At 63.6% G+C, this 23016-nt stretch carries 21 protein-coding genes; 16 read left to right on the plus strand and 5 right to left on the minus strand.

Features of this window, described 5'->3' with window-relative positions; genetic code table 11:
* Positions 1-7: 7 nt before the first annotated feature.
* Genes ACPEE1_RS10885 through ACPEE1_RS10895 form a run of 3 tightly spaced genes read left to right on the plus strand, consistent with a single transcriptional unit; the run spans position 8 to position 1714 of the window.
* The gene (locus tag ACPEE1_RS10885; protein ID WP_182341843.1) at positions 8-535 is read left to right on the plus strand and encodes a carboxymuconolactone decarboxylase family protein; all 528 of its coding nucleotides are present in this window, start codon (positions 8-10) and stop codon (positions 533-535) included.
* 50 nt (positions 536-585) lie between these two features.
* Entirely contained in the window at positions 586-855 is a 270-nt protein-coding gene (locus tag ACPEE1_RS10890; protein ID WP_260719693.1) for a DUF2024 family protein, read from the plus strand.
* A 43-nt stretch (positions 856-898) separates the two neighbouring features.
* Positions 899-1714 carry a YggS family pyridoxal phosphate-dependent enzyme gene (locus tag ACPEE1_RS10895; RefSeq protein WP_260719692.1) on the plus strand — a complete coding sequence of 272 codons (816 nt, stop codon included), beginning with the start codon at positions 899-901 and terminating at the stop codon, positions 1712-1714.
* Positions 1715-2350: 636 nt separating this feature from the next.
* Here the strand turns inward: ACPEE1_RS10895 and ACPEE1_RS10900 are convergent.
* A complete protein-coding gene (locus tag ACPEE1_RS10900; RefSeq protein ID WP_182341840.1) occupies positions 2351-2947 on the minus strand; it encodes a hypothetical protein in 597 nt (198 codons plus the stop codon).
* 321 nt (positions 2948-3268) lie between these two features.
* On the opposite strand from ACPEE1_RS10900, the gene ACPEE1_RS10905 reads away from it, so the two are divergent.
* The 10 genes from ACPEE1_RS10905 (at position 3269) to dgoD (ending at position 14782) form a co-directional block, all read left to right on the plus strand.
* Positions 3269-5095 carry an Ig-like domain repeat protein gene (locus ACPEE1_RS10905; RefSeq protein ID WP_182341837.1) on the plus strand — a complete coding sequence of 609 codons (1827 nt, stop codon included), beginning with the start codon at positions 3269-3271 and terminating at the stop codon, positions 5093-5095.
* Between the two features lie 281 nt (positions 5096-5376).
* Complete coding sequence (locus tag ACPEE1_RS10910; protein WP_165841089.1) at positions 5377-6078, plus strand: FadR/GntR family transcriptional regulator; 702 nt, start codon at positions 5377-5379, stop codon at positions 6076-6078.
* Between the two features lie 137 nt (positions 6079-6215).
* The gene (locus tag ACPEE1_RS10915; protein WP_423936333.1) at positions 6216-6986 is read left to right on the plus strand and encodes an SDR family oxidoreductase; all 771 of its coding nucleotides are present in this window, start codon (positions 6216-6218) and stop codon (positions 6984-6986) included.
* 14 nt (positions 6987-7000) lie between these two features.
* Positions 7001-8248, plus strand: a complete 1248-nt coding sequence (locus ACPEE1_RS10920; protein ID WP_116924074.1) for an enolase C-terminal domain-like protein — start codon at positions 7001-7003, stop codon at positions 8246-8248.
* A gap of 65 nt (positions 8249-8313) precedes the next feature.
* Positions 8314-9327, plus strand: a complete 1014-nt coding sequence (locus ACPEE1_RS10925; protein ID WP_182341831.1) for a TRAP transporter substrate-binding protein — start codon at positions 8314-8316, stop codon at positions 9325-9327.
* Positions 9328-9491: 164 nt separating this feature from the next.
* Positions 9492-10085: a TRAP transporter small permease gene (locus ACPEE1_RS10930; RefSeq protein ID WP_116924072.1), complete on the plus strand. Its 594-nt coding sequence runs from the start codon at positions 9492-9494 to the stop codon at positions 10083-10085.
* Positions 10082-11362 (plus strand): TRAP transporter large permease, encoded by a 1281-nt coding sequence (locus ACPEE1_RS10935; RefSeq protein ID WP_116924071.1) that lies wholly within the window; start codon positions 10082-10084, stop codon positions 11360-11362. Before ACPEE1_RS10930 ends, ACPEE1_RS10935 begins: the two co-directional genes overlap by 4 nt.
* Positions 11363-11465: 103 nt before the next feature.
* Entirely contained in the window at positions 11466-12491 is a 1026-nt protein-coding gene (locus tag ACPEE1_RS10940) for a DctP family TRAP transporter solute-binding subunit (protein WP_182341827.1), read from the plus strand.
* Between the two features lie 42 nt (positions 12492-12533).
* Positions 12534-13571, plus strand: a complete 1038-nt coding sequence (locus ACPEE1_RS10945; protein ID WP_182341824.1) for an L-idonate 5-dehydrogenase — start codon at positions 12534-12536, stop codon at positions 13569-13571.
* A 62-nt stretch (positions 13572-13633) separates the two neighbouring features.
* Complete coding sequence (dgoD, locus tag ACPEE1_RS10950) at positions 13634-14782, plus strand: galactonate dehydratase (RefSeq protein WP_182341821.1); 1149 nt, start codon at positions 13634-13636, stop codon at positions 14780-14782.
* 45 nt (positions 14783-14827) lie between these two features.
* Here the strand turns inward: dgoD and ACPEE1_RS10955 are convergent, their stop codons facing one another.
* The gene (locus ACPEE1_RS10955) at positions 14828-15565 is read right to left on the minus strand and encodes an SDR family oxidoreductase (protein ID WP_423936337.1); all 738 of its coding nucleotides are present in this window, start codon (positions 15563-15565) and stop codon (positions 14828-14830) included.
* A 131-nt stretch (positions 15566-15696) separates the two neighbouring features.
* Here ACPEE1_RS10955 and ACPEE1_RS10960 point away from each other — a divergent pair, with 131 nt between their 5' ends.
* Positions 15697-16587 (plus strand): LysR family transcriptional regulator, encoded by an 891-nt coding sequence (locus tag ACPEE1_RS10960; protein WP_116924066.1) that lies wholly within the window; start codon positions 15697-15699, stop codon positions 16585-16587.
* Between the two features lie 152 nt (positions 16588-16739).
* Here the strand turns inward: ACPEE1_RS10960 and fusA are convergent, their stop codons facing one another.
* A complete protein-coding gene (fusA, locus tag ACPEE1_RS10965) occupies positions 16740-18851 on the minus strand; it encodes an elongation factor G (protein ID WP_423936339.1) in 2112 nt (703 codons plus the stop codon).
* 282 nt (positions 18852-19133) lie between these two features.
* On the opposite strand from fusA, the gene ACPEE1_RS10970 reads away from it, so the two are divergent.
* Together ACPEE1_RS10970 and queC are read left to right on the plus strand one after the other, a co-directional pair.
* Entirely contained in the window at positions 19134-19475 is a 342-nt protein-coding gene (locus ACPEE1_RS10970) for an ArsR/SmtB family transcription factor (RefSeq protein WP_182345724.1), read from the plus strand.
* A gap of 60 nt (positions 19476-19535) precedes the next feature.
* Entirely contained in the window at positions 19536-20237 is a 702-nt protein-coding gene (gene queC / locus ACPEE1_RS10975) for a 7-cyano-7-deazaguanine synthase QueC (RefSeq protein ID WP_182341812.1), read from the plus strand.
* 13 nt (positions 20238-20250) lie between these two features.
* Here queC and ACPEE1_RS10980 read toward each other — a convergent pair whose 3' ends face one another.
* Together ACPEE1_RS10980 and ACPEE1_RS10985 are read right to left on the minus strand one after the other, a co-directional pair.
* Positions 20251-21528, minus strand: a complete 1278-nt coding sequence (locus ACPEE1_RS10980) for a glycosyltransferase (RefSeq protein ID WP_423936341.1) — start codon at positions 21526-21528, stop codon at positions 20251-20253.
* 26 nt (positions 21529-21554) lie between these two features.
* Positions 21555-22985, minus strand: coding sequence for a sigma 54-interacting transcriptional regulator (locus ACPEE1_RS10985; protein WP_116924063.1), 1431 nt, complete (start codon positions 22983-22985; stop codon positions 21555-21557).
* Between the last annotated feature and the right edge of the window lie 31 nt (positions 22986-23016).

The raw sequence follows: 23016 nt of genomic DNA on the forward strand, positions 1-23016 counted from the left end.
GTCTTTCATGTCCCGCGTTTCTACCGACAACACCCCCGCCGCCAGCCAAGCCGTGATGGCCCAGATCCACAGCGCCTTTGGTGCCACGCCCAATATGTTCAAGGCGGTCGCCAACTCTCCCGCTGCGTTGCACAGCATGTGGGCCGCCTTTGGCGCGCTGGGCAAGGGCAGCATTGGTGCGAAGCTTGGCGAGCAACTGGCGGTTGCCATTGCCAACTACAACCGCTGCGAATACTGCCTGGCCGCCCACACGGTGCTGGGCCAAAAGGCCGGTGCCAGCCTGGCCGATATGTCGGCCGCCCAGGTTGGCCATTCGGGTGATGCCAAAACCGCAGTTGCGTTGGCGTTTGCGTTGAAGGTGGTGGCGCAGCGTGCGCAGATCAGCGATGCCGACATTGCCAGCCTGCACCAGGTCGGTTTTGGCGACGAGCAGGTGGTTGAGATCATCGCGCATGTGGCTTTGAACCTGTTCACCAACTACATCAATGTTGCCTTGGATGTGCCAGTGGATTTTCCGAAGGTTGCGCTGAAGTGAGCTCTGCACCTGCGCTCCCCATCGACCTGTTGCTGCCCAAGAGGTACTGAATGAAGATTGCTGTGTTTGACACCTATGTGCTGCGGCCCGATGGGCGCAGAATGCATTTCGATATCCTCGTGCGTGACCAGGAGCCCGATAAGGGGATCGATGCCGTGTTGGCGCATGGGCGCCGCTATCTGGCCGCCAAGCAGCTGCCGGCTGAATCGTTGACAGCGCAGGCATGCCGCTTTTGCCATGTCCAGGCGGCTGCGCCAGCGGTGGAGCAAGAGATCGCGCGCAGTGGCTTTGCCATCATCGAGCTGCAGCATTGCGATTGATGCACCGGCAGATTCGCACCTACGCACCAGAGAAAGCATCGGCATGAAAGCACACAGTCAGTTCACTACCGCGACCCGGCATGACCAGCATGGCCGCTGGCCACAGGCCGAGTCCGTCGATGACTTTCGCCACAACCTGGCCATCGTCCAGGCCCGCATCGCGGCGGCCTGCCAGCGGGTGGGGCGCGACCCGGCGGCAGTGCGCCTGTTGCCTGTGAGCAAGACCAAGCCCGAGTCCAGCCTGCGCCTGGCCTATGCCGCCGGCTGCCGCATGCTGGGCGAGAACAAGCCGCAGGAGGCCTATGGCAAGTGGGAGGCAATGCAGGATTTGCCCGATCTGCAGTGGTCGGTCATCGGCCACCTGCAAACCAACAAGGCCAAGCTGGTGGCGCGTTTTGCAACCGAGTTTCAGGCGCTGGACAGCCTGCGTGTGGCCGAGGCGCTCGAGCGGCGCCTGCAAGTGGAAGGGCGCAGCTTGGATGTCTTTGTGCAAATCAACACCTCGGGCGAGGCGAGCAAGTATGGCCTGCCGCCTGAGGAAGCTGCTGCATTCGTCAAGGCGCTGCCCGCTTTCTCTGCGCTGCGTGTGCGCGGGCTGATGACCTTGGCGCTGTTTTCTGCCGAGGCCGCGCAGGTGCGCCAGTGCTTTGTGCGCCTGCGTGGCTTGCGCGATCAGCTGCGACAGGACGCGCCGGCCGGTATCTGCCTGGATGGGCTGTCGATGGGCATGTCGGGGGACTACGAGATGGCGGTGGAGGAGGGTGCTACCGTCGTGCGTGTGGGGCAGGCGATTTTTGGTGCGCGGGCCATGCCGGACAGCTATTACTGGCCGGTGGCTGGCGAGTGCGCTGCCACTTGATGCCAAGTGACTTCTGTCCGGTGATGGCTGGGATTTCTGCGCGGCGAGGCGGCCTTTCAGCGGGGTCAGCGTTGAAGTTCCCTCCGGATAACCCGATGCAGCCAAGATCGGCAGGGTGTCCACGCTGATGTCGAGCATGGGGTAGCGCGGAAATGCTTATTCGTTGAATTTTCAGCGATATCGATAGCTTTTCGCTTTTTTGTAGGCCAGGTGCTGGTACTCAAGGGTGAAATACATGCTTGGCTACATAAATATCACTATTTTTGGGGATGGTAAAAATAGTAAATACCCACTAAATTACGCGCACGTCAACTTGCAACAAAATGATGCGCACGCAACATTTTGCTATGTGACGACTCTTTAACCGCAAGGTCTCCCATGCGCATACCCAATGTATTACGCGATGCATCTGCAGCGAAACGCAGTGTTCCCCCTATGTCGCAGAGGGGCCTGCAAAGAGGTGCTTCATGGCTTCTCGGTCTTGCTGCTTTGCTGGGTGTTGCATCGGTCAACGCACAGAGCTGCGCAGTAGGTGAGACGCCTGCGGCCTTCGGATTCACAGGCGGAGAGCAGACCGTCACAGTGCCTGCCGGTGTCTTTAGCCTCACGGCCTACCTCAGCGGAGCGCAGGGTGGTTCAGGCCGTAGCGGAGCGGGGACCATTGGCGGTAGCCCCAATTCGCCCGGCGGCAGTGGCGGACTTGGCGGGCGTGTGCGAGGCACTGTGGCTGTTACTCCTGGTGCCACCTTGTCCGTCTGGGTCGGTGGGCAGGGATCGCAGGCCGTCAACCCTGGCGGCATTGGCCAGGGGGCTGATGGTATTGGCGGTGGGGCGACAGACCTTCGCATAGGCGGTAATGGCATCGGCAACCGGGTTGCAATAGCAGGCGGAGGCGGTGGTGGCGGCAATGCGGGCTGGAGCACCGCCAATGTCATTGCCGGTGGCAATGGCGGTGTAGGTGGAGGTGGAACTGGCGGCGCAGGTGCCACAGTACCTGGTGGCCCTGGCCCCTTTGGCGGCGCAGGCGGCACGGTAGGCACCGGTGGTACTGGCGGTGGAGGGTGTGGTACCTTCCCCGCTACGCCCGGCAACGCCAGCAATGGCGATGGTGGTGACTCGTTCAACTTTTCTGGTTCGTTCAGCGGCGCCGGGTTTGGCGGCGGTGGCGGTGGCGGTGCCACTGTAGGTGCAGGCGGTGGCGGCGCCGGTGTAGGTACCACAGCTTGCCAGCAAAACTGGAATGGTGGTGGCGGCGGCGGTGCCGGTGGCTCCTCAGGGGCTACCGGTATGTCGGCAGTCACTATTAACAATGGCGTGCAGGCCGGAAATGGCGCAGCACTTCTTTGTTTTGCGCCAAGTACATTCTCTGTGGGCGGAGCTGCTTCAGGGCAGACTGCCAGCGTCACATTGCAGCTCAATGCAACCAATCCTGCTAGTTCCCAGCAAGTCGTGGTGGCGCAAGCCGCTAGCAGCTACAACTTTGCTACGCAGCTTCCACAAGGTGCCAACTGGAGTATCAGTGTTTCAAGTGCGCCTTCGGGGCAGCTGTGCAGCGTGGCCAATGCATCCGGTACTGCCATCAGCAGCAATGTGGTCAACGCCAATCTGAGCTGTGTGACCGTAGCCGTCGGCGTCAATCCGGCTACCTTGCCCAACGGCGCGTTCAATGGCGCGTACTCGCAGACCCTGACGGCAACGAGCGCTAATGGTGGCACTGGTCCCTACACCTTCTCGGTAACGGGAGGCACAATGCCCACTGGGCTGACGCTCTCTCCTGCAGGCGTACTGTCCGGAACAGCGACAGCGGCAGGTTCGTTTAACTTCACGGTGCAAGCGACGTCCAGCAACGGCTTCAGTGGTTCACGGGCTTATACCGTGACCATCGCACAAGGCAGTCAGGCCATCAGCGGTTTTGCGGCAATCCCCGGCAGCCCTGTCTATGCCCCAGGCGGCACATTTACCGTCACGGCCACTGGCGGTGGCTCTGGCAACCCAGTGGTATACAGCTCGACGACCCCAAGTGTATGCACCGTCGCAGGCAGCACCGTCACTATGGCTGCCAGCGGCGTTTGTGCGCTTCAGGCCAACCAGGCGGGTAATGCCAACTACAGCGTGGCCAGCCAGGCCTCATTGAATGTCACCATCGGCAAAGCCGCGCAAGCTATTTCCGCCTTTATTGCGACCCCTGCCAGCCCGGTGTACAGCGCCGGTGGTTCGTTCTCGGTGGCTGCCACTGGCGGCGCCTCCGGTTTGCCAGTGGTCTTCAGCGTGGCAGCGTCCAGCAGTGCAGTGTGTTCGATCAGTGGCAACACCGTCTCCATCTTGGGTAGTGGGGTCTGTGCTTTGTTGGCCAACCAGGCCGGCAATACCAATTACAACGCTGCCACTGAGGCAACTTTGAATGTCACCATCACCAAAGCTGCACAAGTGATTTCCGCGATCGATGTGACTCCCGCTGCTCCGGCCTACAGTGAGAACGGCACCTTCTCGGTGGCGGCTACCGGTGGAGCCTCGGGCCTGCCGGTGACGTTCAGTGTTGCGCCGGCCAGTGCTGCGATCTGCTCGTCAGGCGGGGCCAATGGCTCGGTCATCACCATGGTTGCTGCGGGGGTCTGCACGGTCCAGGCGGACCAGGCTGGCAATGACAACTACCTGGCCGCCCCGCAAATACAGCGGAATGTGACCGTTAGCAAGGGTGCGCAGGTGATTAGTTTTAGCTCCAACGTCCCTGCGACACCCAAGGTCGGTAGTTCCTACACGGTGACAGCCACCGGCGGTCAATCCGGCAATGCGGTGACTTTTGCGATTGACGCTGCAAGTGCTTCTGTCTGTAGCGTGACTGCGGCCGTGGTGGAGTTCAACGGCGTGGGCAACTGCGTGATCAATGCCAACCAGCTGGGCAATGCCAATTTTGATGCGGCTGAGCAGGTGCAGCAGACCATTGCAGTCGGCCAAGGGGGCTCGTCGATCACGGTCTCGTCCAGCCTCAATCCCTCGCAGCCTGGTCAGAACGTGACCTTTGGCGTAGCGGTAGCCTTTGATGCTGCCAAGCGTGCTGCGCTGCAGACCAAGGCTGCGCCTGTGCCCACGGGCAGCTTGGAAGTGTTTGACGGCACCACTTCGCTGGGCGTTGCCCCCTTGGTGGATGGCGCAGCCAGCCTGACCACGAACAAGCTGTATGCGTTGGGGGCACATGAGATTGTGGCGCGGTACAGCGGTGATGCAAATTACCCGGCAGAGGACAGCCAGGTCTTTGTGCAAACGGTCGTCGCGCCTACACCGGTGCCTAGCGTCAGCACATGGGGCATCTTGCTGGCCTCCGGCCTGCTGGCGGCGATGGGCATGGTCGGTGTGGCAGGCAAGGGCCGCCGTCGCGTATAGCGGCTCGGGCTGTCGCCCTCACAAGCCGCCTTCGGGCGGCCTTTTGCTGGGAAACGGGGGTGTGGGTTCATCACGGCACCAAAGCGATGGCGTACACATGTAAGCGGCGGTTCGCATGCAGCGCGGTTGCGTGTCGCATCTGCAAAGGCGAGTCCCGTGCTTGGGCGCAGAAGGCGGGCATGATCTGCCGCAAGGCGTGGTCAGCACTCGAAGTCTGCAGACGCTGGCCCCCATCCGTTTTATTTTGTATGATGAATGAATCTATACCACCACCGATTCCCATGTCCTTATCGTCACAGCCCGGCAGCAGTCTGCACCACCAGGTGATGGACAGCCTGGGGCGGCTGATTGCCAGTCCCGAGTACGGACCTGGCGCCACCTTGCCCAATGAGGAGGAGCTGTGCGAGCGGCTGGGGGTGAGCCGTACTGCGGTGCGCGAGGCGATCAAGGCGCTCAGCGCCAAGGGCATGCTGGAGGCGCGGCCCCGCACCGGTACGCGCGTGCGGCCGCAGGAGCAGTGGAGCCTGTTTGATGCCGATGTGCTGGGTTGGCTCTGCAGCCAGGGGGTGGACCAGGAGCTGGGCCGGCACCTGATGGTCATGCGCGGCATTCTGGAGCCGGCCGCTGCCTCGCTGGCAGCGCGCATGCACAGCGATGCGCAGTTGCTGGCGCTGCAGCAGGCCTTTGCGGCGATGGAGGCCGCAACGTCCATTGATGAATGGGTGGTCGCCGACCTGGCCTACCACCAGAGCATCTTGCAGGCCACGGGCAACCCCTTGCTGATCTCGCTGGGCGGCATTGTGGCCTCGGCGCTGGAGTCCTTGCTCACCGTCAATGCCCAGCAGGCCGGGCAGTTCAATGATGGTCTGCTGATGCACGGCAAGGTGCTGGCGGCGATTGAGCGGCGCAGTGCCGATGATGCGCAGCTGTGGATGCGGGCACTGCTGGCCGACACGATTGCCCGTTGGGGCGCACCCGCCTGAAAGCCTGTACATCCAGGTTTCGCGCGGCTGTCGCGCAAAGCGCAAGGGTGGCGTATTTCCTAGGGTTTGCTCTGATTCAATCATCATACAAATAAACCGATGATGGCGACTTCTGAAATTCTCAAGGTCGCCATTCCATGTCTCGTTCCCTGTTTGATCTGTCGGGCCGTACGGCGCTGATTACCGGCTCCTCGCGCGGCATTGGGCTGGCGCTGGCCCAGGGCCTGGCGGAATCGGGGGCAACGGTGGTGGTCAACAGCCGCCAGCAGGCAGCAGTGGATGCGGCTGTGGCGCAGTTGCAGGGCATGGGCCTCAAAGCCCAAGGGGCGGCCTTTGATGTGGCCGACCAGGCGGCGGTAGAAGCGGCCTTTGCTGCGTTCGATGCCCAAGGCCTCGCGATCGATATCGTTGTCAACAATGCCGGCATCCAGCACCGCGAGCCTCTGCTCGATGTGTCGCTGGAGGACTGGAGCCGGGTCATCAACACCAACCTGACGGCGGCCTTTGTGGTGGGCCGCACCGCAGCGCGCCGCATGATCGAACGCGGGACGGGCGGCAAGATCATCAATATCGGCTCGCTGACCAGCGAGGCGGCCCGTGCCACGGTGGCGCCGTACACGGTGGCCAAGGGCGGCATCAAGATGCTCTCCAAGGCGATGGCCGCTGAGTGGGCCATGCATGGTATCCAGGCCAACTCGATCGGCCCGGGCTACATCCTCACCGACATGAACGAGGCGCTGGTCAACAACGCCGCGTTTGATGCCTGGGTCAAGGCCAGCAACCCCACGCAGCGCTGGGGCCGGTCCGATGAGCTGGTGGGCACGGCCATCTACCTGGCCTCGGGTGCATCCAACTACGTCAACGGCCAGATCATCTATGTGGATGGCGGCTGGCTGGCGGTGCTGTAAGCGGGCGCGGCACCATGGCTACCCTGATTACCGACGTCAAAGTCATCGCGACGGCGCCCGAGGGAATCAACCTGCTGGTCGTCAGGATCGAGACCAACCAGCCCGGCCTCTTCGGCCTGGGTTGCGCCACCTTTGCCTACCGCCATCTGGCAGTGCAGTGCCTGGTCGAGCAGTACCTGCGCCCGCTCCTCATCGGCCGCGATGCGAGCCAGATTGAAGAGCTGTGGCAGTTGATGCACCAGAACGCTTACTGGCGCAACGGCCCCATCGAGAACAATGCGATCTCGGGCGTGGACATGGCGCTGTGGGACCTCAAAGGCAAGCAGGCCGGCATGCCGCTGTACCAACTGCTGGGCGGCAAGCTGCGCGAGGGCGTGCCCATCTACCGCCATGCAGATGGGCGGGATCTGGAAGAGCTCTGCGACAACATCCAGAAGTACCGCGAGCAGGGCATCACCCATATCCGCTGCCAAAGCGGCGGCTATGGCGGTGGCGGTTTTGGCGCGGCGCCCGGCACGGCGCCCCGGGGCGCCGCTGACGGCATCTATCTGGATGCGCGCAAGTACATGCGCGAGACGCTCAAGATGTTTGACGCCATCCGCAGCCGCATCGGCTTTGAGGTGGAGCTGTGCCATGACGTGCACGAGCGCTTGAAACCCGCCGATGCCATCCGCTTTGCGCAGGCGCTGGAGCCCTATGAGCTGTTCTTTCTGGAAGACGCGATTGCGCTGGAGGAGGGCGACTGGCTGCGCCAGCTGCGCGACAAGACCAATGTGCCGCTGGCCCAGGGCGAGCTGTTCAACCACCCCTTTGAATGGCGCGGCATTATCGCCGAGCGGCTGATTGACTTTATCCGCGTGCACCTGAGCCAGGTGGGCGGCATCACACCGGCGCGCAAGCTGCAGCTGTTTGCCGAGCAGTACGGCGTGCGCACAGCCTGGCATGGCCCGGGCGATATGTCGCCGCTGGCGCATGCGGCCAATATCCATATCGACCTGGCCTCGCGCAATTTTGGCGTGCAAGAGTGGTCGGGCACCGAGCCGCCCAATTTTGTGATCCAGGCGCTCAAGGGCCCGCGCGATGCGCTGCTGGCCGTGTTCCCCGGTTTGCCCACATTCCGCAATGGCTATGTCTACGCCAATGACCTGCCCGGCCTGGGTGTGGACATTGACGAGCGCGAAGCGGCCAAGTACCCCTGCAGCAGCGAAGTGACCACCTGGACGCAGACGCGCCTGGCCGATGGGAGCCTGCAGACCCCCTGATTCTCAGCATGCCGGGCCAGCAGCGCCGGCTTTTTTCGATTGACAACAAAGACGGAGACAGACAGATGACCACTCACTTCCAACTGCGCCGCATCGTGCTGGCCACCCTGGCGGCATCGGCAATGGGCGCTGGCGCCGCTTATGCCGAAGTCAAGGCCCGCGTCGGCCATGCGATGCCCGAGAGCCACCCGCAAGCCATCGCGATGAACAAGTTCGCCGAGCTCGCATCCACCTACACCAATGGCAATGTCAAGGTGCAGGCCTACCACAGCGCGGTGCTGGGCAGCGACGAGAAGCAACTGCAGGCCGTGCAGGCTGGCACGCAGGATCTGTACATCGGCACCCTGGCGCCGCTGTCCTCGCGGATCAAGGAAGTGCAGGTCTGGGATCTGCCCTTCATGTTCCGCAACTCGGCCGAAGTCTATGCGGTGCTCGATGGCGCCTCGTCCAAGAAGATTTTCGAGAAGATCGCACCGGCCAACCTGGTGGGCCTGACCTGGACCGGCATGGGCTTTCGCAACCTGTCCAACAGCAAGCACCGCGTGGCCAAGCCCGAGGATGTGAGCGGCCTCAAGATCCGCGTGATGACCAACCCGGTGGCCCTCGATACCTGGAAGACCCTGGGCGCCAATGCCACCCCGATGGCCTTTGCCGAGGTGTTCCCGGCGCTGGAGATCAAGGCGCTCGACGGCCAGGAGAACCCGCTGCAGCACATGTGGGCCAACAAGATGCAGGAAGTGCAGAAGTTCATCACCATAACCAACCACGTCTACACGCCGTCGGCCCTGGTCGCATCGAAGAAGTTCTGGGATGGCCTCTCGCCCGCCGACAAGGCCGGTGTGCAAAAGGCCGCGACCGAAGCGGGCCTGCTGCAGCGCAAGCTGCTCGATGAAGGCGACAGCCAGGCCATCGACAACTTCAAGAAGGCCGGTGTGACGGTGGACACCATGCCCGCTGCCGAGCTGGCACGCATGCAGGACAAGATCAAGCCCGTGCTGGCCAAGTTCTCGCCGCAGATCGGCGATGAGTTCGTCAAGGGCTTCTTTGCCGAAATCGAGCAGGCGCGCAAGGCCCAGTAAGGCCCAGGAAGGGTATGGGCCCAGGCCGGCATAGGCTGGGTCCGCTCCCTGCATTTCTTTTCAAGGTTCTGGCAGCGCCTCATGGCGCGGCGCTGCCGGCATAGACATACAAGCATTCAGGTGGCGGCACGGCACAAGGCCGCGCTGCCGGGAAAGGTGTTGCCATGGGCAAGGTACTCAAAATGCTCGCCGACGGGCTGACGCGCGCGCTGGAAATCGCCATGGTGCTGTGCATGCTCGTCATGCTGGTGATGGTGTTCGGCAATGTGATGCTGCGGCTGTTTTTCAATACCGGCATTGATCTGTCCGAAGAGGTGCCGCGCTTTGCCTTTGTGTGGCTGACCTTTCTGGGCGCCATCGTGGGCATGCGCAAGCGCGCCCATCTGGGGGTGGACCTGATGGTGCAGATGATGCCGCTGGCCGGCCGCCGCGTGTGCTGGGGCCTGAGCCAGGCCATCATGCTGCTGTGCTGCGTCTATATCGTCTACGGCACCTGGCTGCAGCACGACATCATCGCGGGCAATGCCTCTCCGGTGGCCCAACTGAGCATGCTCTGGGTCTACGGTGTGAGCTATTTCACCGGGGCGGCCATTGGCTTCATCTGCCTGTCGAACCTGGTGCGTCTGGTGCTGGGCAAGGTGGCGGACGATGAGCTGATCGATGTGCAGGAAGAGGGCATGGAAGAGGCACGCGAGGCCGAGCACGCCATGCAGGAGCAGACCCCATCGCAGGCCCGGTCCCAAGGAGGTCGCGCATGACCATCTTCATTTTTATCTCGTCGCTGCTGGGCCTGATGGCGCTGGGCATGCCCATTGCGTTTGCGCTGATCGGCTGCGGTCTGGCGCTGATGTACTACATGGGCTTTACCGATCCGCAGATCGTGGTGCAGAACATGTGGGATGGCGCCAACAGCTTCCCACTGCTGGCCGTGCCGTTTTTCATGCTCGCGGGCGAATTCATGAACGCCGGCGGCATGACGCGCCGCATCATCCACATGGCCATGGCCTGGATTGGCCATATCCGGGGCGGGCTGGGCTATGTGGCCGTGGGCGCTGCGGTCATCATGGCCTCGCTCTCGGGCTCGGCCGTGGCCGATACGGCGGCACTGGCCGCCGTGCTGGTGCCGATGATGCGCAAGGCCGGCTATGAGGTCAACCGCTCCTGCGGCTTGATCGCCTGCGGCGGCATCATCGCGCCGGTGATTCCGCCATCGATCGCAATGATTCTGTATGGCGTGACCGGTGGCGTGTCCATCACCAAGCTGTTCATCGCCGGCATTGTGCCGGGCCTGTTGATGGGTGCCGCGATCTTGCTGGCCTGGCGCTGGTGCATTGGCCGTGACCCGATCGTCACCGAGCCCAAGCGCAGCACGGCTGAACGCCTGGCCGCCACACGCCAATCGCTGTGGGCGCTGGTGCTGCCGGTGGTCATCATCGGTGGTCTGAAGTTCGGCTGGTTCACCCCGACCGAGGCCGCCGTCATGGCTGCGATGTACTCGCTGCTGGTGGGCATGTTCGTCTACCGCGAGATCAAGCTGAACCAGCTGTTTGGCCTGATCTACCGCGCAGCTGAGACCACGGCCATCATCATGTTCCTGGTGTCGGCCGCCGGTGTATCGGCCTGGCTGATCACCACCGCGAACATTCCGCAGCAGCTGGCCGCGCTGGTCGAGCCGCTGATGGACAACAAGATGCTGCTTACCTTTGCGCTGATGGTGCTGGTACTGCTGGTGGGCACGGCGCTGGATTTCACGCCCACGGTGCTGATCATGACGCCCGTGCTGATGCCGGTGCTCAAGCAGGCGGGCATCGACCCGGTCTACTTCGGCGTGCTGTTCATCATGAACAACGCCATCGGCCTGGTCACCCCTCCGGTGGGCACCGTGCTCAATGTCGTCTGCGGGGTCGCCAAGATACCGATGAGCGGCGCCATCAAGGGGGTGATTCCGTTCATGGTGGCCCAGACGATTGTGATGTTCCTGCTCGTGGTGTTCCCGCAGATCGTGATGTGGCCGCTGGAGATGATGAGCCGCTAAGCCTCAAACCGTCACCCCAAACCCATTCATTGAAGAGCCTTGGGCGCTTGCAAGCAGCAAGCGCCAAGGGCGGGCTTTGCCCAAAAAAGACAAGGAGCCAACCATGAAATTGATTCCACGCCGCAGCCTCGTTGCAGGCCTGGCCTGCGCCACCTTGGTGGTGCTGGGCCTGGCGCCCGCGCAAGCCCAGGAGGGCAAGCGCGCACGCCTGGGCCATTCCTTTGCCGATTCGCACCCCCGCGCCATCGCGATGAAGCAGTTTGCCGCCGATGTCGCCAAGTCCACCGATGGCAAGGTGCAGATCGATGTGTACAGCAGCGCCACCTTGGGCAGCGAAGACAAGATGCTGATTGCAGTGCAAAGCGGCACGCAGGACCTGTACATGGGCGCGCTCTCGCCCATCGCCGCGCGCAAGAAGGCGCTGCAGATTTTTGATTTTCCGTTTCTGTTTGCCAGCGATGCCGAGGCCGCCCATGTGCTCGATGGCCCCGTGGGCCGCCAGATGTTGGGCGACATTGCCGATATGAAGATGCGTGGCCTCGTCTGGGCGGGCGGCGCCTTCCGCAATATGTCCAACAGCAAGCGGCCGCTGGCGACGCTGGCGGACATGAAGGGTTTGCGCGTGCGCGTGATGCAAAGCCCGATGGCGCTGGCCAGCTTCAATGCCATGGGCATGAACGCCGTGCCGATGGCCTTCTCCGAGGTCTATCCCGCGCTGGAGATCAAGGCGCTCGATGGCTATGAGCACCCGGTGGTCGACATGTATGCCAACAAGATGTACGAGGTGCAGAAGTACCTGACCATCACCAACCATGTATACACGCCCGTCGCACTGATCGCGTCCGAGAAATGGTGGTCGGGCCTGACGCCCGCGCAGCAGCAGGCCGTGCAGCAGTCCGCCGAAAAGGCCCGCACCCTGCAGCGCAGCGAAGAGCTGCGCCAGGCTGGCGAGGTGGTCGCCCAGCTCCAATCGCATGGCATGCAGGTGGGCGAGATGCCCGCTGCCGAGCTGGAAAAGATCCGCGCTGCGGTGCAGCCGGTGATCGACAAGAACCAGGCGACCGTCGGCCAGGAGTTTGCCCAGTCGTTCTATGCAGCGCTGGCCATCTACCGCAATACCAAACGCTGATCCTTCAGTGCGCCATCACACACCAACCTAGGAATTTCTGATATGGAAGCGCTCGTTATCCACGCACCCGGCGATCTGCGGGTGCAATCCGTCCCCGCGCCTGCGCCTGGGCCTGGCCAGATGCTGGTGCGGGTGCGCTGCGGCGGCATCTGCGGCTCTGACCTGCATTACTACCAGCACGGCGGCTTTGGCACGGTGCGCATCAAGGAGCCGATGGTGCTGGGCCATGAGGTCTCGGGCGTCATCGAATCGGTAGGCGCTGATGTGCAAGGCTTTTCTGCCGGCCAGCGCATCGCAGTCAGCCCCAGCTGGCCCTGCGGCCAGTGCCGCTTTTGCCAGATGGGCCTGCAAAACCACTGCCTGGACATGCGTTACTACGGCAGCGCGATGCGCACGCCCCATGTGCAAGGGGCGTTTCGCCAGCAGATCGTCATCGAGGCGCACCAGGCCCATCTGCTGGCCGCGCAGGTGAGCGATGCCGAAGGGGCCATGGCCGAGCCGCTGGCAGTTGCGCTGCATGGCGTGCAGCGGGCCGGCCCGCTGCTGGGCCGTAAGGTGCTGGTGACGGGATGTGGGCCGATTGGTGCGCTGGCCATCATCGCCGCGCGCCGCGCAGGCGCCGCGCACATTGTGGCTACCGACATGAGCGCGCACCCGCTGGCCAAGGCCTTGCAGGTGGGCGCCGATGAGGTCGTGCATGTGGGCGAGTCGTCCGATGGCCTGGCCCGTTATGCGGCCGACAAGGGCCAGTTCGATGTGCTGTTCGAGGCCAGCGGCAACCCGCATGCCTTGCGCGGCGCCTTCGATGTGCTGCGCCCGCGCGCCACCATCGTGCAGCTGGGGCTGGCCGGTGCCGAGATGACCTTGCCGATCAACACGCTGGTGGCCAAGGAATTCGACTGGCGCGGCTCGTTCCGCTTCCATGAGGAGTTTGCCACTGCGGTGGCCCTGCTCAACAAGGGGCTGGTCGATGTGAAGCCGCTGATCTCCGCCACCTTGTCCTACCGCGATTCGGCCCGCGCCTTTGCGCTGGCGGCCGACCGCTCGCAGGCGATGAAGGTGCTGCTGGACTTTGAGTGAGCCTGCGCACCAGCCCCAGCCACCACTGCTGATTCCCACCCTCATTTTTCTCAGTTCTTCCCATGAAAATCGTCAAGCTCACCACCTTTATCGTGCCACCGCGCTGGTGCTTTCTCAAGATCGAAACCGACGAGGGCATCGTTGGCTGGGGCGAGCCGGTGGTCGAAGGCCGCGCCCACACCGTGGCTGCAGCGGTCGAGGAACTCTCCGACTACTTGGTGGGCCGCGACCCGCGCAACGTGCAGGACCTGTGGAATGTGATGTACCGCGCCGGCTTCTACCGAGGCGGGCCGGTGATGATGAGTGCTATTGCTGGCGTCGACCAGGCGCTGTGGGACATCAAGGGCAAGGCGCTGGGTGTGCCCGTGCATGAGCTCTTGGGCGGCAAGGTGCGCGACCGTATCCGCGTCTACTCCTGGATTGGCGGCGACCGCCCGGCTGACACGGCGGCGCAAGCGCAAGCCGCCGTGGCGCGGGGCTTTACCGCCGTCAAGATGAATGGCACCGAGGAGATGCAGTACATCGACAGCCACGCCAAGGTGGAGCAGGCTGTGGCCAATGTGGCGATGATCCGCGAGTCGGTGGGCAAGCACATCGGCATTGGCGTGGACTTCCACGGCCGGGTGCACAAGCCCATGGCCAAGGTACTGATGCGCGAGCTGCGCGACTTCAACCTGATGTTCATCGAAGAGCCCGTGCTCAGCGAGCACCTGGAGGTGATCCCCGAACTCGCCGCCCTTGGCGCCGCTCCGATTGCACTGGGCGAGCGCCTCTATTCGCGCTGGGATTTCAAGCGCGTGTTTGCGCAGGGCGGTGTCGACATCATCCAGCCCGATCCGTCGCATGCCGGTGGCATCACCGAGACCTGCAAGATCGCCGCAATGGCCGAGGCCTACGATGTGGCCGTTGCGCTGCATTGCCCGCTGGGCCCGATTGCGCTGGCGGCCAACCTGCAGATCGATGCGGTCTGCTACAACGCCTTCATCCAGGAGCAAAGCCTGGGCATCCACTACAACCAGGGCAATGACCTGCTCGACTACGTGCACAACCGCGATGCCTTTGACTACCAGGACGGCTATGTGGCGATGCCCGGCGGCCCGGGCCTGGGCATCGAGGTGAACGAGGCCTATGTGGCCGAGCGCGCCAAAGAGGGCCACCGTTGGCGCAACCCAGTATGGCGCCATGCCGATGGCAGTGTGGCGGAGTGGTGAGGCAAGGCGCCTCAACCCGGGTGTCTTGCAGAGTGGGGTGGCGATTTAGGCCACGCCGCCATTGGCGCGCAGCACCTGCCCGTTGATCCAGCCCGACTCCTTGCTCGCCAAAAAGGCGACCACGGCCGCGATGTCCTCGGGCTCGCCCAGGCGCTCCAGCGGCGGCATCTTGGCAAAGTGCTCAATTTGCGCCTCGCTCTTGCCGGCAAAGAACAGCTCGGTGGCGACCGGGCCGGGGGCTACCGCGTTGACGGTGATCTGGCGGCCGCGCAGCTCCTTGGCGAACACGCGGGTAAAGGCCTCGACTGCAGCCTTGCTGCCGTTGTAGATCGCGTAGCCGGGCAGGTTCAGCGCCAGCGCGGTGGTCGAGAGGTTGATGATGCGCCCGCCTGTGTTGAGGCGCGTGGCCGCTTCGCGCAGCGTGTTGAACACGCCCTGGGTGTTGATCGCAAAGGTCTTGGCAAACAGCGCGTCGCTGGTCTCGGCCAGGGTGCTGGTGGCGAGCACGCCGGCGTTGTTGACGAGCACATCAATCTGGCCCAGCTGCTTCTCGACGGCGCTGAACATCGCCTGCACTTGGTCAGCCTGCGAGATATCGGCGCGGATGGCCATCGCTTGGCCACCTTCTTGCACCAGCGCCTGGGCCATTGCTTCGGCCTCTTGCGCGTTGTTGGCGTAGTTGATGGCGATGGCATGGCCGTCGTGGGCCAGGCGCCGGGCAATGGTGGCACCGATGCCGCGCGATGCGCCGGTGATCAGGGCAATGGATGTGGGCTTGGTCATGTCTGCTTTCATATCGTTGATCGAATGGCTGGATTTTTCACTATTCCATTCAAAAGATCATTGCACTGATTTGAATTTTATAATTCGGTTTACTTTAATAATCTACGCCGCTTTGGGTTGGCGTTGCTGCGATGGACCGCTTTCAGGAAATGCAGGTATTTGTGCGGGTGGCCGACCGCAGCAGCTTTGCGCAGGCCTCGGATGATTTGCAGATTCCGCGTGCCACGGTGACCAACCTGGTCCAGCGGCTGGAAGCGCGGGTGGGCGCGCGCCTGCTGGACCGCACCACGCGCCAGGTGCGGCTGACGGCCGAAGGAGAGGACTACTACCGCCGCTGCACCCGGCTGCTGGCCGATCTGCAGGAGGCCGAGAGCGCCTTTCGCCATGCGCCGCCGCAGGGCTTGCTGCGGGTCAACCTGCAGGGAACCTTGGCGCGCTTTTTTGTGATGCCGCATCTGGGGGCGTTTGCGGACCAGTACCCGGAGGTGCAACTGCACATGGCCGAAGACGACCGGCTGGTGGACCTGGTACGCGAAGGGGTGGACTGCGTGCTGCGGGCCGGCAGCCTGCAAAGCTCATCGCTGATCGGGCGCCAGGTGGCGTCGCTGCGCCAGGTGACGGTCGTCAGCCGTGCCTATGCCCAGCGCCATGGCCTGCCGCAGTCGCTCGATGACCTGGCGCAGCATGCCGCTGTGGCCTATGTCTCCAGCGCCACGGGCCGGCCGGTGGCGCTGGAGTTTTGCGTGGGCAAGCAGGTGGTCGAGCGCCGCTTGAGACCTAGCATCACCGTCAACGGCGCCGATCTGTACACCGGCGCTGCGCTGGCAGGCTTGGGGATGGTGCAGGTGCCGCGCTACCGCATTGCGCAGGCGCTGCAAGAGGGCGAGTTGCTGGAGGTGCTGCCCGATCTGCCACCGCCGCCGATGCCCGTCTCGGTGCTGCACCCCTACAGCCGCCAGCCGTCGGCGCGGCTGCGGGTGTTTATTGACTGGCTCGCAGAGCGATTTGTGGATGTAACTTAGTGGCGCATTGGCTGGTGTCGAAAGGCAAGGCAGCCCAGCCATCTGGCCGGGCACTTGCGTGAGCGCAGGCGGACAGCGGACAAAAAACAGGCCCACAGCCTGGTGGGCGGTGGGCCTGGGTTCAGCCAGCAGCAGCTGGCATCTCCGGTCGCTTAGCGGTTCGACCGGGTCGCAATACCGGCTACCACATGGGCTGGCGCTTCGGTGTAGCGCTTGAACTCCATCGTGTAGGTGGCGCGGCCCTGCGTCATCGAGCGCAGCTGCGTGGCATAGCCAAACATCTCGGACAAGGGGACCTCGGCCTTGATGCTCTTGCCGCCACCGGCGATGTCATCCATGCCCTGGACCATGCCCCGGCGCGATGACAGGTCGCCCATCACCGTGCCGGCATAGTCCTCGGGCGTTTCGACCTCGACGGCCATCATCGGCTCCAGGATGACCGGGTTGGCCTTCTTCATGCCTTCCTTGAAGCCGAAGATGGCCGCCATCTTGAAGGCCTGCTCGGACGAGTCCACATCGTGGTACGAACCAAAAGTGAGGCGCACACGCACATCCACCACCGGGTAGCCGGCCAGCACGCCGGTTGCCAGCGCCTCGCGCACGCCTTTCTCAACGGCGGGGATGTACTCGCGCGGCACCACACCGCCCTTGATCTCGTCGACAAACGCAAAGCCTTCGCCGGACGCCATCGGCTCCAGGGTGAAGACCACATGGCCATACTGGCCCTTGCCGCCCGACTGGCGCACAAACTTGCCGTCCACATCCTTGACCGTGTTGCGGATGGTCTCGCGGTAGGCCACCTGGGGCTTGCCCACATTGGCCTCCACATTGAACTCCCGCTTCATGCGGTCGACGATGATCTCCAGGTGCAGCTCGCCCATGCCGGCGATGATGGTCTGGCCCGATTCCTCATCGGTGCGCACGCGGAACGACGGATCCTCGGCGGCCAGGCGCGACAGCGCAATGCCCATCTTTTCCTGGTCGGCTTTGGTCTTGGGCTCGATCGCTTGCGCGATGACGGGCTCAGGAAAGGACATGCGCTCCAGGATGATGGGCGCGCTCGGGTCGCTCAAGGTCTCACCGGTGGTCACCTCCTTGAGGCCCACGCAGGCGGCAATATCGCCGGCGCGGATCTCGTCGATTTCCTGGCGCTCATTGGCATGCATCTGCACGATGCGGCCAATGCGCTCCTTGCGGCCACGGATCGGGTTGTAGACCAGGTCGCCCTTGCTGAGCACGCCCGAGTAGACGCGCATAAAGGTCAGCTGGCCCACAAAGGGATCGGTCATCAGCTTGAAGGCGAGGGCAGAGAACTTCTCGCCATCGTCGGCGCGGCGCCTGAGCACCGTGCTGTCGTTCTCGTCTTCGCTGTGGCCGGTCACCGCAGGCACATCCAGCGGCGACGGCATGAGCTCGACCACGGCGTCCAGCAGGCGCTGCACACCCTTGTTCTTGAAGGCCGAGCCACACAGCATGGGCTGGATCTCGGTGGCAATCGTGCGCAGGCGCAAGCCGGCAATGATGTCGGCCTCGGGCAGATCACCATCGCTCAGGTACTTGTCGGTCAGCGCTTCGCTCGCTTCGGCAGCGGCTTCCACCATCTTGGTGCGCCACTCCTGCGCCGTCGCCTGCAGCTCGGCGGGAATCTCCCGGTACTCGAACTTCATGCCCTGCGAGGCCTCGTCCCAGATGATGGCCTTCATCTTGATGAGGTCGATCACGCCCGAGAACTCGGCCTCGGCACCAATCGGAATCACGATGGGCACAGGGTTGGCTTTGAGGCGGTCCACCATCATCTGGCGCACGCGGAAGAAGTCCGCACCAATGCGGTCCATCTTGTTGACAAAGGCCAGGCGCGGCACCTTGTACTTGTTGGCCTGGCGCCAGACGGTTTCGGACTGCGGCTGCACCCCGCCCACCGAGTCATAGACCATGACGGCGCCGTCGAGCACGCGCATGGAGCGCTCGACCTCGATCGTGAAGTCCACGTGACCGGGGGTGTCGATGATGTTGATGCGGTGCGCCGCAAAGTTGCGTTCCATGCCCGACCAGAAGGCCGTCGTCGCGGCCGAGGTGATCGTGATGCCGCGCTCTTGCTCCTGGGCCATCCAGTCCATTGTGGCGGCGCCATCATGCACCTCGCCCAGCTTGTGGCTCACCCCGGTATAGAACAGGATGCGCTCGGTCGTCGTGGTTTTTCCGGCATCGATGTGCGCAGAGATGCCGATGTTGCGATAGCGTTCTATGGGGGTATGGCGGGCCATGTTGACCTCCTTGGGTCGGTTTTTCAGCTGGACTCAGCTGCTTGTTACAGCCCTGCGCGCTCCCACTTTGCGACATCCGGCGCCTTCAAGACAGCACCGGCACAGGGCCAGAAAAGGATGATATTAATAGTACGAAGACAATCGTACTGTTAACATGGGTATTGCCCGATTGGGGACAATAGGGCCCATCTTGCTGCCGGGCGTGAAGACGCAGGCAGAATGGCGCCCTTTGAACTGGCCTGGCAGGCCGATGCACGCGCCTCGTTGGCGCATGGACCCCGGATGATCCCTCACCACCCTGAAGCTGCGCAGATCCATTTGGAAAATGTGCTCACCGCCCTGGGCAACCCCACGCGCCTGGCGGTCGTGCGTGTGCTGGCCGATGGCCAGGAGCGCAGCTGCACGGCGCTTTTGCGCGACCAGACCAAATCGACCATGACGCACCACTGGCGCGTGCTGCGCAGCAGCGGCGTGATCTGGCAGCGCCCCGTGGGGCGCGAGAACCTGCTGTCGCTGCGGCGCGAGGACCTCGATGCCCGTTTTCCCGGCCTGCTCGACGCGATACTCTCGGCCACGCGCAGCGATGCGCTCACCGATGCCAGCACGGCCTGGGGCGGGCGCTGAGTCTGGCCCCTGCCAACACAAGCCTGGTTTTTTGATTTTTGATGGATGGAGAAGCGCAGCATGCAAGACGCCAAGGCGCTGGTACTTTTTTCGGGTGGACAGGATTCCACCGTCTGCCTGGCTTGGGCCTTGAGCCGCTATGCCCAGGTCGAAACGATTGGCTTTGACTACGGCCAGAACCACCGGGTGGAGCTGGAGTGCCGCAGCACCGTGCTGGCTCACCTGCGCGCGCAGTTCCCGCAGTGGGCGGCGAAGCTGGGTGAGGACCACCTGCTCAATATTGATGTGCTCGGCCAGATCAGCGATACGGCGCTGACCCGCGACGCCGCGCTGACCTACCAGGCCGACGGCCTGCCCAATACCTTTGTGCCGGCGCGCAACCTGGTGTTTTTGACCTTGGCCTCTGCGGTGGCTTACCGCCGCCAGTGCACGGTGCTGGTCGGCGGCATGTGCGAGACCGACTTCTCCGGCTACCCCGACTGCCGCGATAACACGATGAAGGCCATGCAGGTGGCGCTCAGCCTGGGCCTGGGCCGGCAGCTGGTGGTGGAGACGCCTTTGATGTGGATTGACAAGGCGGCCACCTGGCAGCTGGCGCAAGAGCTGGGCGGCGACGCCCTGACCGCGCTGGTGCAGGAAGACACCCATACCTGCTACCAGGGCGACCGCAGCGAGCGCCATGACTGGGGCTATGGCTGCGGCGAATGCCCAGCATGCGCGTTGCGCGCACAGGGCTTCGCGCGTTGGAAGCAAGCGGTCTAGATAACAGCTCCGGTCAGCGCGGCGCCACCAGCGGCGCCTTGCGGTTGGCCATGGCCCGCGCAAACAGCGCCATAAAGCGGGGCGCCACCTTGGCGATATGGTAGGCCTTGCCGGTCTCCAGCGCGGCCAGGGCATAGCGCTGGCGCCGGGCCGGGTCGCGGCGCAGCTGCCGTATCGCCTCAATCCAGTCGTCGTCGTTGTCGGGCAGCAGGAGGCCGTTGACGTTATGGGTGATCAGCTCTGGCGCAAAGCCCCAGTTGGAGCCAATCACGCAGCCCCCGCGCGCCAGGATCTCCATCAGCCCCCAGTTGGCCACGCCATAGCGCAGCGGGTAGAGGAAGAGATCGACCTCGGCGAGCAGCGCCGAGAACTGCGCATAGGGCAGGTGGCCGGGGAACTCGATCACATCGGCGGCGGGGTAGACCTTGAGCAGGTGGTCGCGAAAGCTTTCCACCTTGCCGCCGTAGCGCCGCTCCACCCATTGCTGCTCATAGCCATAGGTAGAGGCCTTGGCATCCCCTATGGCGATAAAGCGGGTGTTCTGGCCATCGCCTTCGCGCACCATGCGGTCCACCAGCCGGATATAGGTCTCAAAGCCCTTGGCGCTCGAGAGATCGCGCGCCGAGAACGCGATCGTAAAGGGCTTGCCGCCGCCGCCCGATTTGGATGCTTCATCGCTGGCCGTGCCGAAATTGCGCAGCGGCGGCTGGATATCAAAGCCCTCGAACTGCACCGCAATCCGGTCCTGCAATAGCGGCGGGAACATCGAGCGCGCATAGGCGCTGGGCACGATGGTCAGGTCGCTGCACAGCACCTGGTGAAAGCTCAGCATTTCGGTGTTGCGGTCGCCCAGGCGCTGGGCCTGGTCGGGCGGGTAGGCGGCATCCCAGCCATGGGCCAGGTAGCTGGGGAACTCGATATAGCTGATGATGGCGGCTTGCAGCTCGCCATAGAGCCAATTGGGCGCGCCCCACAGCGAATGGGCGACGACCACATCGATCTTGCGGCCCTGGGCGGTTTCAAAGTCTTCCAGCGCCTTGAGCACGCCCCGGCAGATGCGCGCCGAGCGCTCGACCTTGTCCGAGTAGTAGTAGCTCTGGGGGCCGACGATCAGGCCGTCGGGCTGGAACGACAGCAGGTGGTCGCAGTGCTTTTCGTGGTTGGCCTTGTGGCCGGGCGTGGTCATGAACCAGGCATCTGCGATGCCCTGGGCACGCAGGTGGCTGCACAGCAGGCTGTACTGGCTCGGGTAGACCGCACCTACAAAAACGATCAGAGGTTTGTCTGTCATGGTCGGCAAAAGGTCGGGGTCAAGGGTCACAGGGGCAGGTGGTCATTGGCATGCGTAGCGGCCGGTGCCAAGGGCACGAGCGGCTCGCCGTCCGAGATCTGGTATTTGCGCATCTTCTCCCACAGCACCTTGCGGCTGATGCCCATCTGCTGGGCGGTGTTCTGGCGCTTCCAGCTGTTGGCATGCAGCGCTTCGATGATGCGGTTGCGTTCTTCCTGGTCCCAGTTGCCGCGCTCGGCCAGCAGCGGTCCGGCCGCAGCGGTCTCCAGCGGAAAGGTCGCCGCCGACAGGCTCTGGGCCTGCTGCAAGAGGCGATCGGTGGCGCCGCCGGCATGCCAGTCCTGGGTCTGGCGGGCGGCTACGCCAATGCGCTCGGCGAGGTTGCGCAGCTCGCGCACATTGCCGGGGAAGTACATCTGCGCAATCGCATCGAGAATGAACATCGGCGGCCCGCCCAGGCGCTCCATCATCTCCTCGCCCACTACCTTGCGCAAGATGCTGTTGAAGATGGCCAGCTTGTCGGCCTCGCCCCGCTCTTCGAGGCTGGGCATCTGCAGCTCGATCACCGCCAGGCGAAAGAACAGATCGGCGCGGAAGCGCCCGGCATGCACCAGCTCGCGCAGCGATTTGTTGGTGGCCGCCACCAGGCGGAAATCCAGCGCCACCGGAGACGTGGCGCCCAGCCGGGTGACCGTGCGCTCTTCGAGCACGCGCAGCAGCTTGACCTGCTGGTAGAGCGGCAGGTCGGCGATTTCATCAAGAAACAGAGTGCCGCCATTGGCCTGCTCAAAAAAGCCCTTGTGCGCCGTCACCGCACCGGTGAACGAGCCCTTGGCATGGCCAAAGAACAGCGACTCAAAGAGGCCGTCGGGGATCGCGCCGCAGTTGACCACGACAAAGGGCCCCTGGCCGTAGTGCGTGTTGCGCTCATGCAGGCGTTCGGCCACGCGCTCCTTGCCGGTGCCCGTCTCGCCAAAGATCAGCACGCTGTGCTCGCAGTCGGCAAAGGTGTCCACATCGCGCAGCAGGGCCAGCATGCACTCGGCCTCGGCGATGATGTCGTCGCCCCGCGGCTGCTTGTGCTTGGTGCTTTGCAGCCGCCGCACAATGCGCACCAGCATCGCGCGCAGCTCGGCGCCGGTAAAGTCAAAGGGCAGCACATGGGAGTACTCGGTGGCATAGGTGCCCGGCCCTTCGCCACGCGGCTTGGCGCTGACCCACAGCACCGGCATGCCGCCAAAATTGCCCTCGATCCCCTGGCGCGTAAAGCGCGCACCTTCCAGCACCGACACACTCACCACGGCAATGGCGTTGCCCCCCTGCGCCACCACGGGCGACAGGTTCAGGCCATCGGCGCGCACCACGTCCACATCCAAGTTGACCATGCAGCGCTCCACGCGCTCTGCAATGTCCGCTTGGCCTTCCCAGACGTAGATGACCAAATCGTTCTGATTCACGTTCTATTCCCTCGGTTCTTCATGTCGCTGC

Source organism: Comamonas sp. 23 (genome assembly GCF_049601575.1).
In the GTDB taxonomy this organism is placed as follows: domain Bacteria; phylum Pseudomonadota; class Gammaproteobacteria; order Burkholderiales; family Burkholderiaceae_C; genus Comamonas; species Comamonas squillarum.

Coding starts and splice junctions, on each gene's coding strand:
- ACPEE1_RS10885 (WP_182341843.1), top strand. CDS start 8: ATGTCCCGCGTTTCTACCGACAACACCCCCGCCGCCAGCCAAGCCGTG.
- ACPEE1_RS10890 (WP_260719693.1), top strand. CDS start 586: ATGAAGATTGCTGTGTTTGACACCTATGTGCTGCGGCCCGATGGGCGC.
- ACPEE1_RS10895 (WP_260719692.1), top strand. CDS start 899: ATGAAAGCACACAGTCAGTTCACTACCGCGACCCGGCATGACCAGCAT.
- ACPEE1_RS10910 (WP_165841089.1), top strand. CDS start 5,377: ATGTCCTTATCGTCACAGCCCGGCAGCAGTCTGCACCACCAGGTGATG.
- ACPEE1_RS10915 (WP_423936333.1), top strand. CDS start 6,216: ATGTCTCGTTCCCTGTTTGATCTGTCGGGCCGTACGGCGCTGATTACC.
- ACPEE1_RS10920 (WP_116924074.1), top strand. CDS start 7,001: ATGGCTACCCTGATTACCGACGTCAAAGTCATCGCGACGGCGCCCGAG.
- ACPEE1_RS10925 (WP_182341831.1), top strand. CDS start 8,314: ATGACCACTCACTTCCAACTGCGCCGCATCGTGCTGGCCACCCTGGCG.
- ACPEE1_RS10930 (WP_116924072.1), top strand. CDS start 9,492: ATGGGCAAGGTACTCAAAATGCTCGCCGACGGGCTGACGCGCGCGCTG.
- ACPEE1_RS10935 (WP_116924071.1), top strand. CDS start 10,082: ATGACCATCTTCATTTTTATCTCGTCGCTGCTGGGCCTGATGGCGCTG.
- ACPEE1_RS10940 (WP_182341827.1), top strand. CDS start 11,466: ATGAAATTGATTCCACGCCGCAGCCTCGTTGCAGGCCTGGCCTGCGCC.
- ACPEE1_RS10945 (WP_182341824.1), top strand. CDS start 12,534: ATGGAAGCGCTCGTTATCCACGCACCCGGCGATCTGCGGGTGCAATCC.
- dgoD (WP_182341821.1), top strand. CDS start 13,634: ATGAAAATCGTCAAGCTCACCACCTTTATCGTGCCACCGCGCTGGTGC.
- ACPEE1_RS10955 (WP_423936337.1), bottom strand. CDS start 15,565: ATGACCAAGCCCACATCCATTGCCCTGATCACCGGCGCATCGCGCGGC.
- ACPEE1_RS10960 (WP_116924066.1), top strand. CDS start 15,697: ATGGACCGCTTTCAGGAAATGCAGGTATTTGTGCGGGTGGCCGACCGC.
- fusA (WP_423936339.1), bottom strand. CDS start 18,851: ATGGCCCGCCATACCCCCATAGAACGCTATCGCAACATCGGCATCTCT.
- ACPEE1_RS10970 (WP_182345724.1), top strand. CDS start 19,134: ATGATCCCTCACCACCCTGAAGCTGCGCAGATCCATTTGGAAAATGTG.
- queC (WP_182341812.1), top strand. CDS start 19,536: ATGCAAGACGCCAAGGCGCTGGTACTTTTTTCGGGTGGACAGGATTCC.
- ACPEE1_RS10980 (WP_423936341.1), bottom strand. CDS start 21,528: ATGACAGACAAACCTCTGATCGTTTTTGTAGGTGCGGTCTACCCGAGC.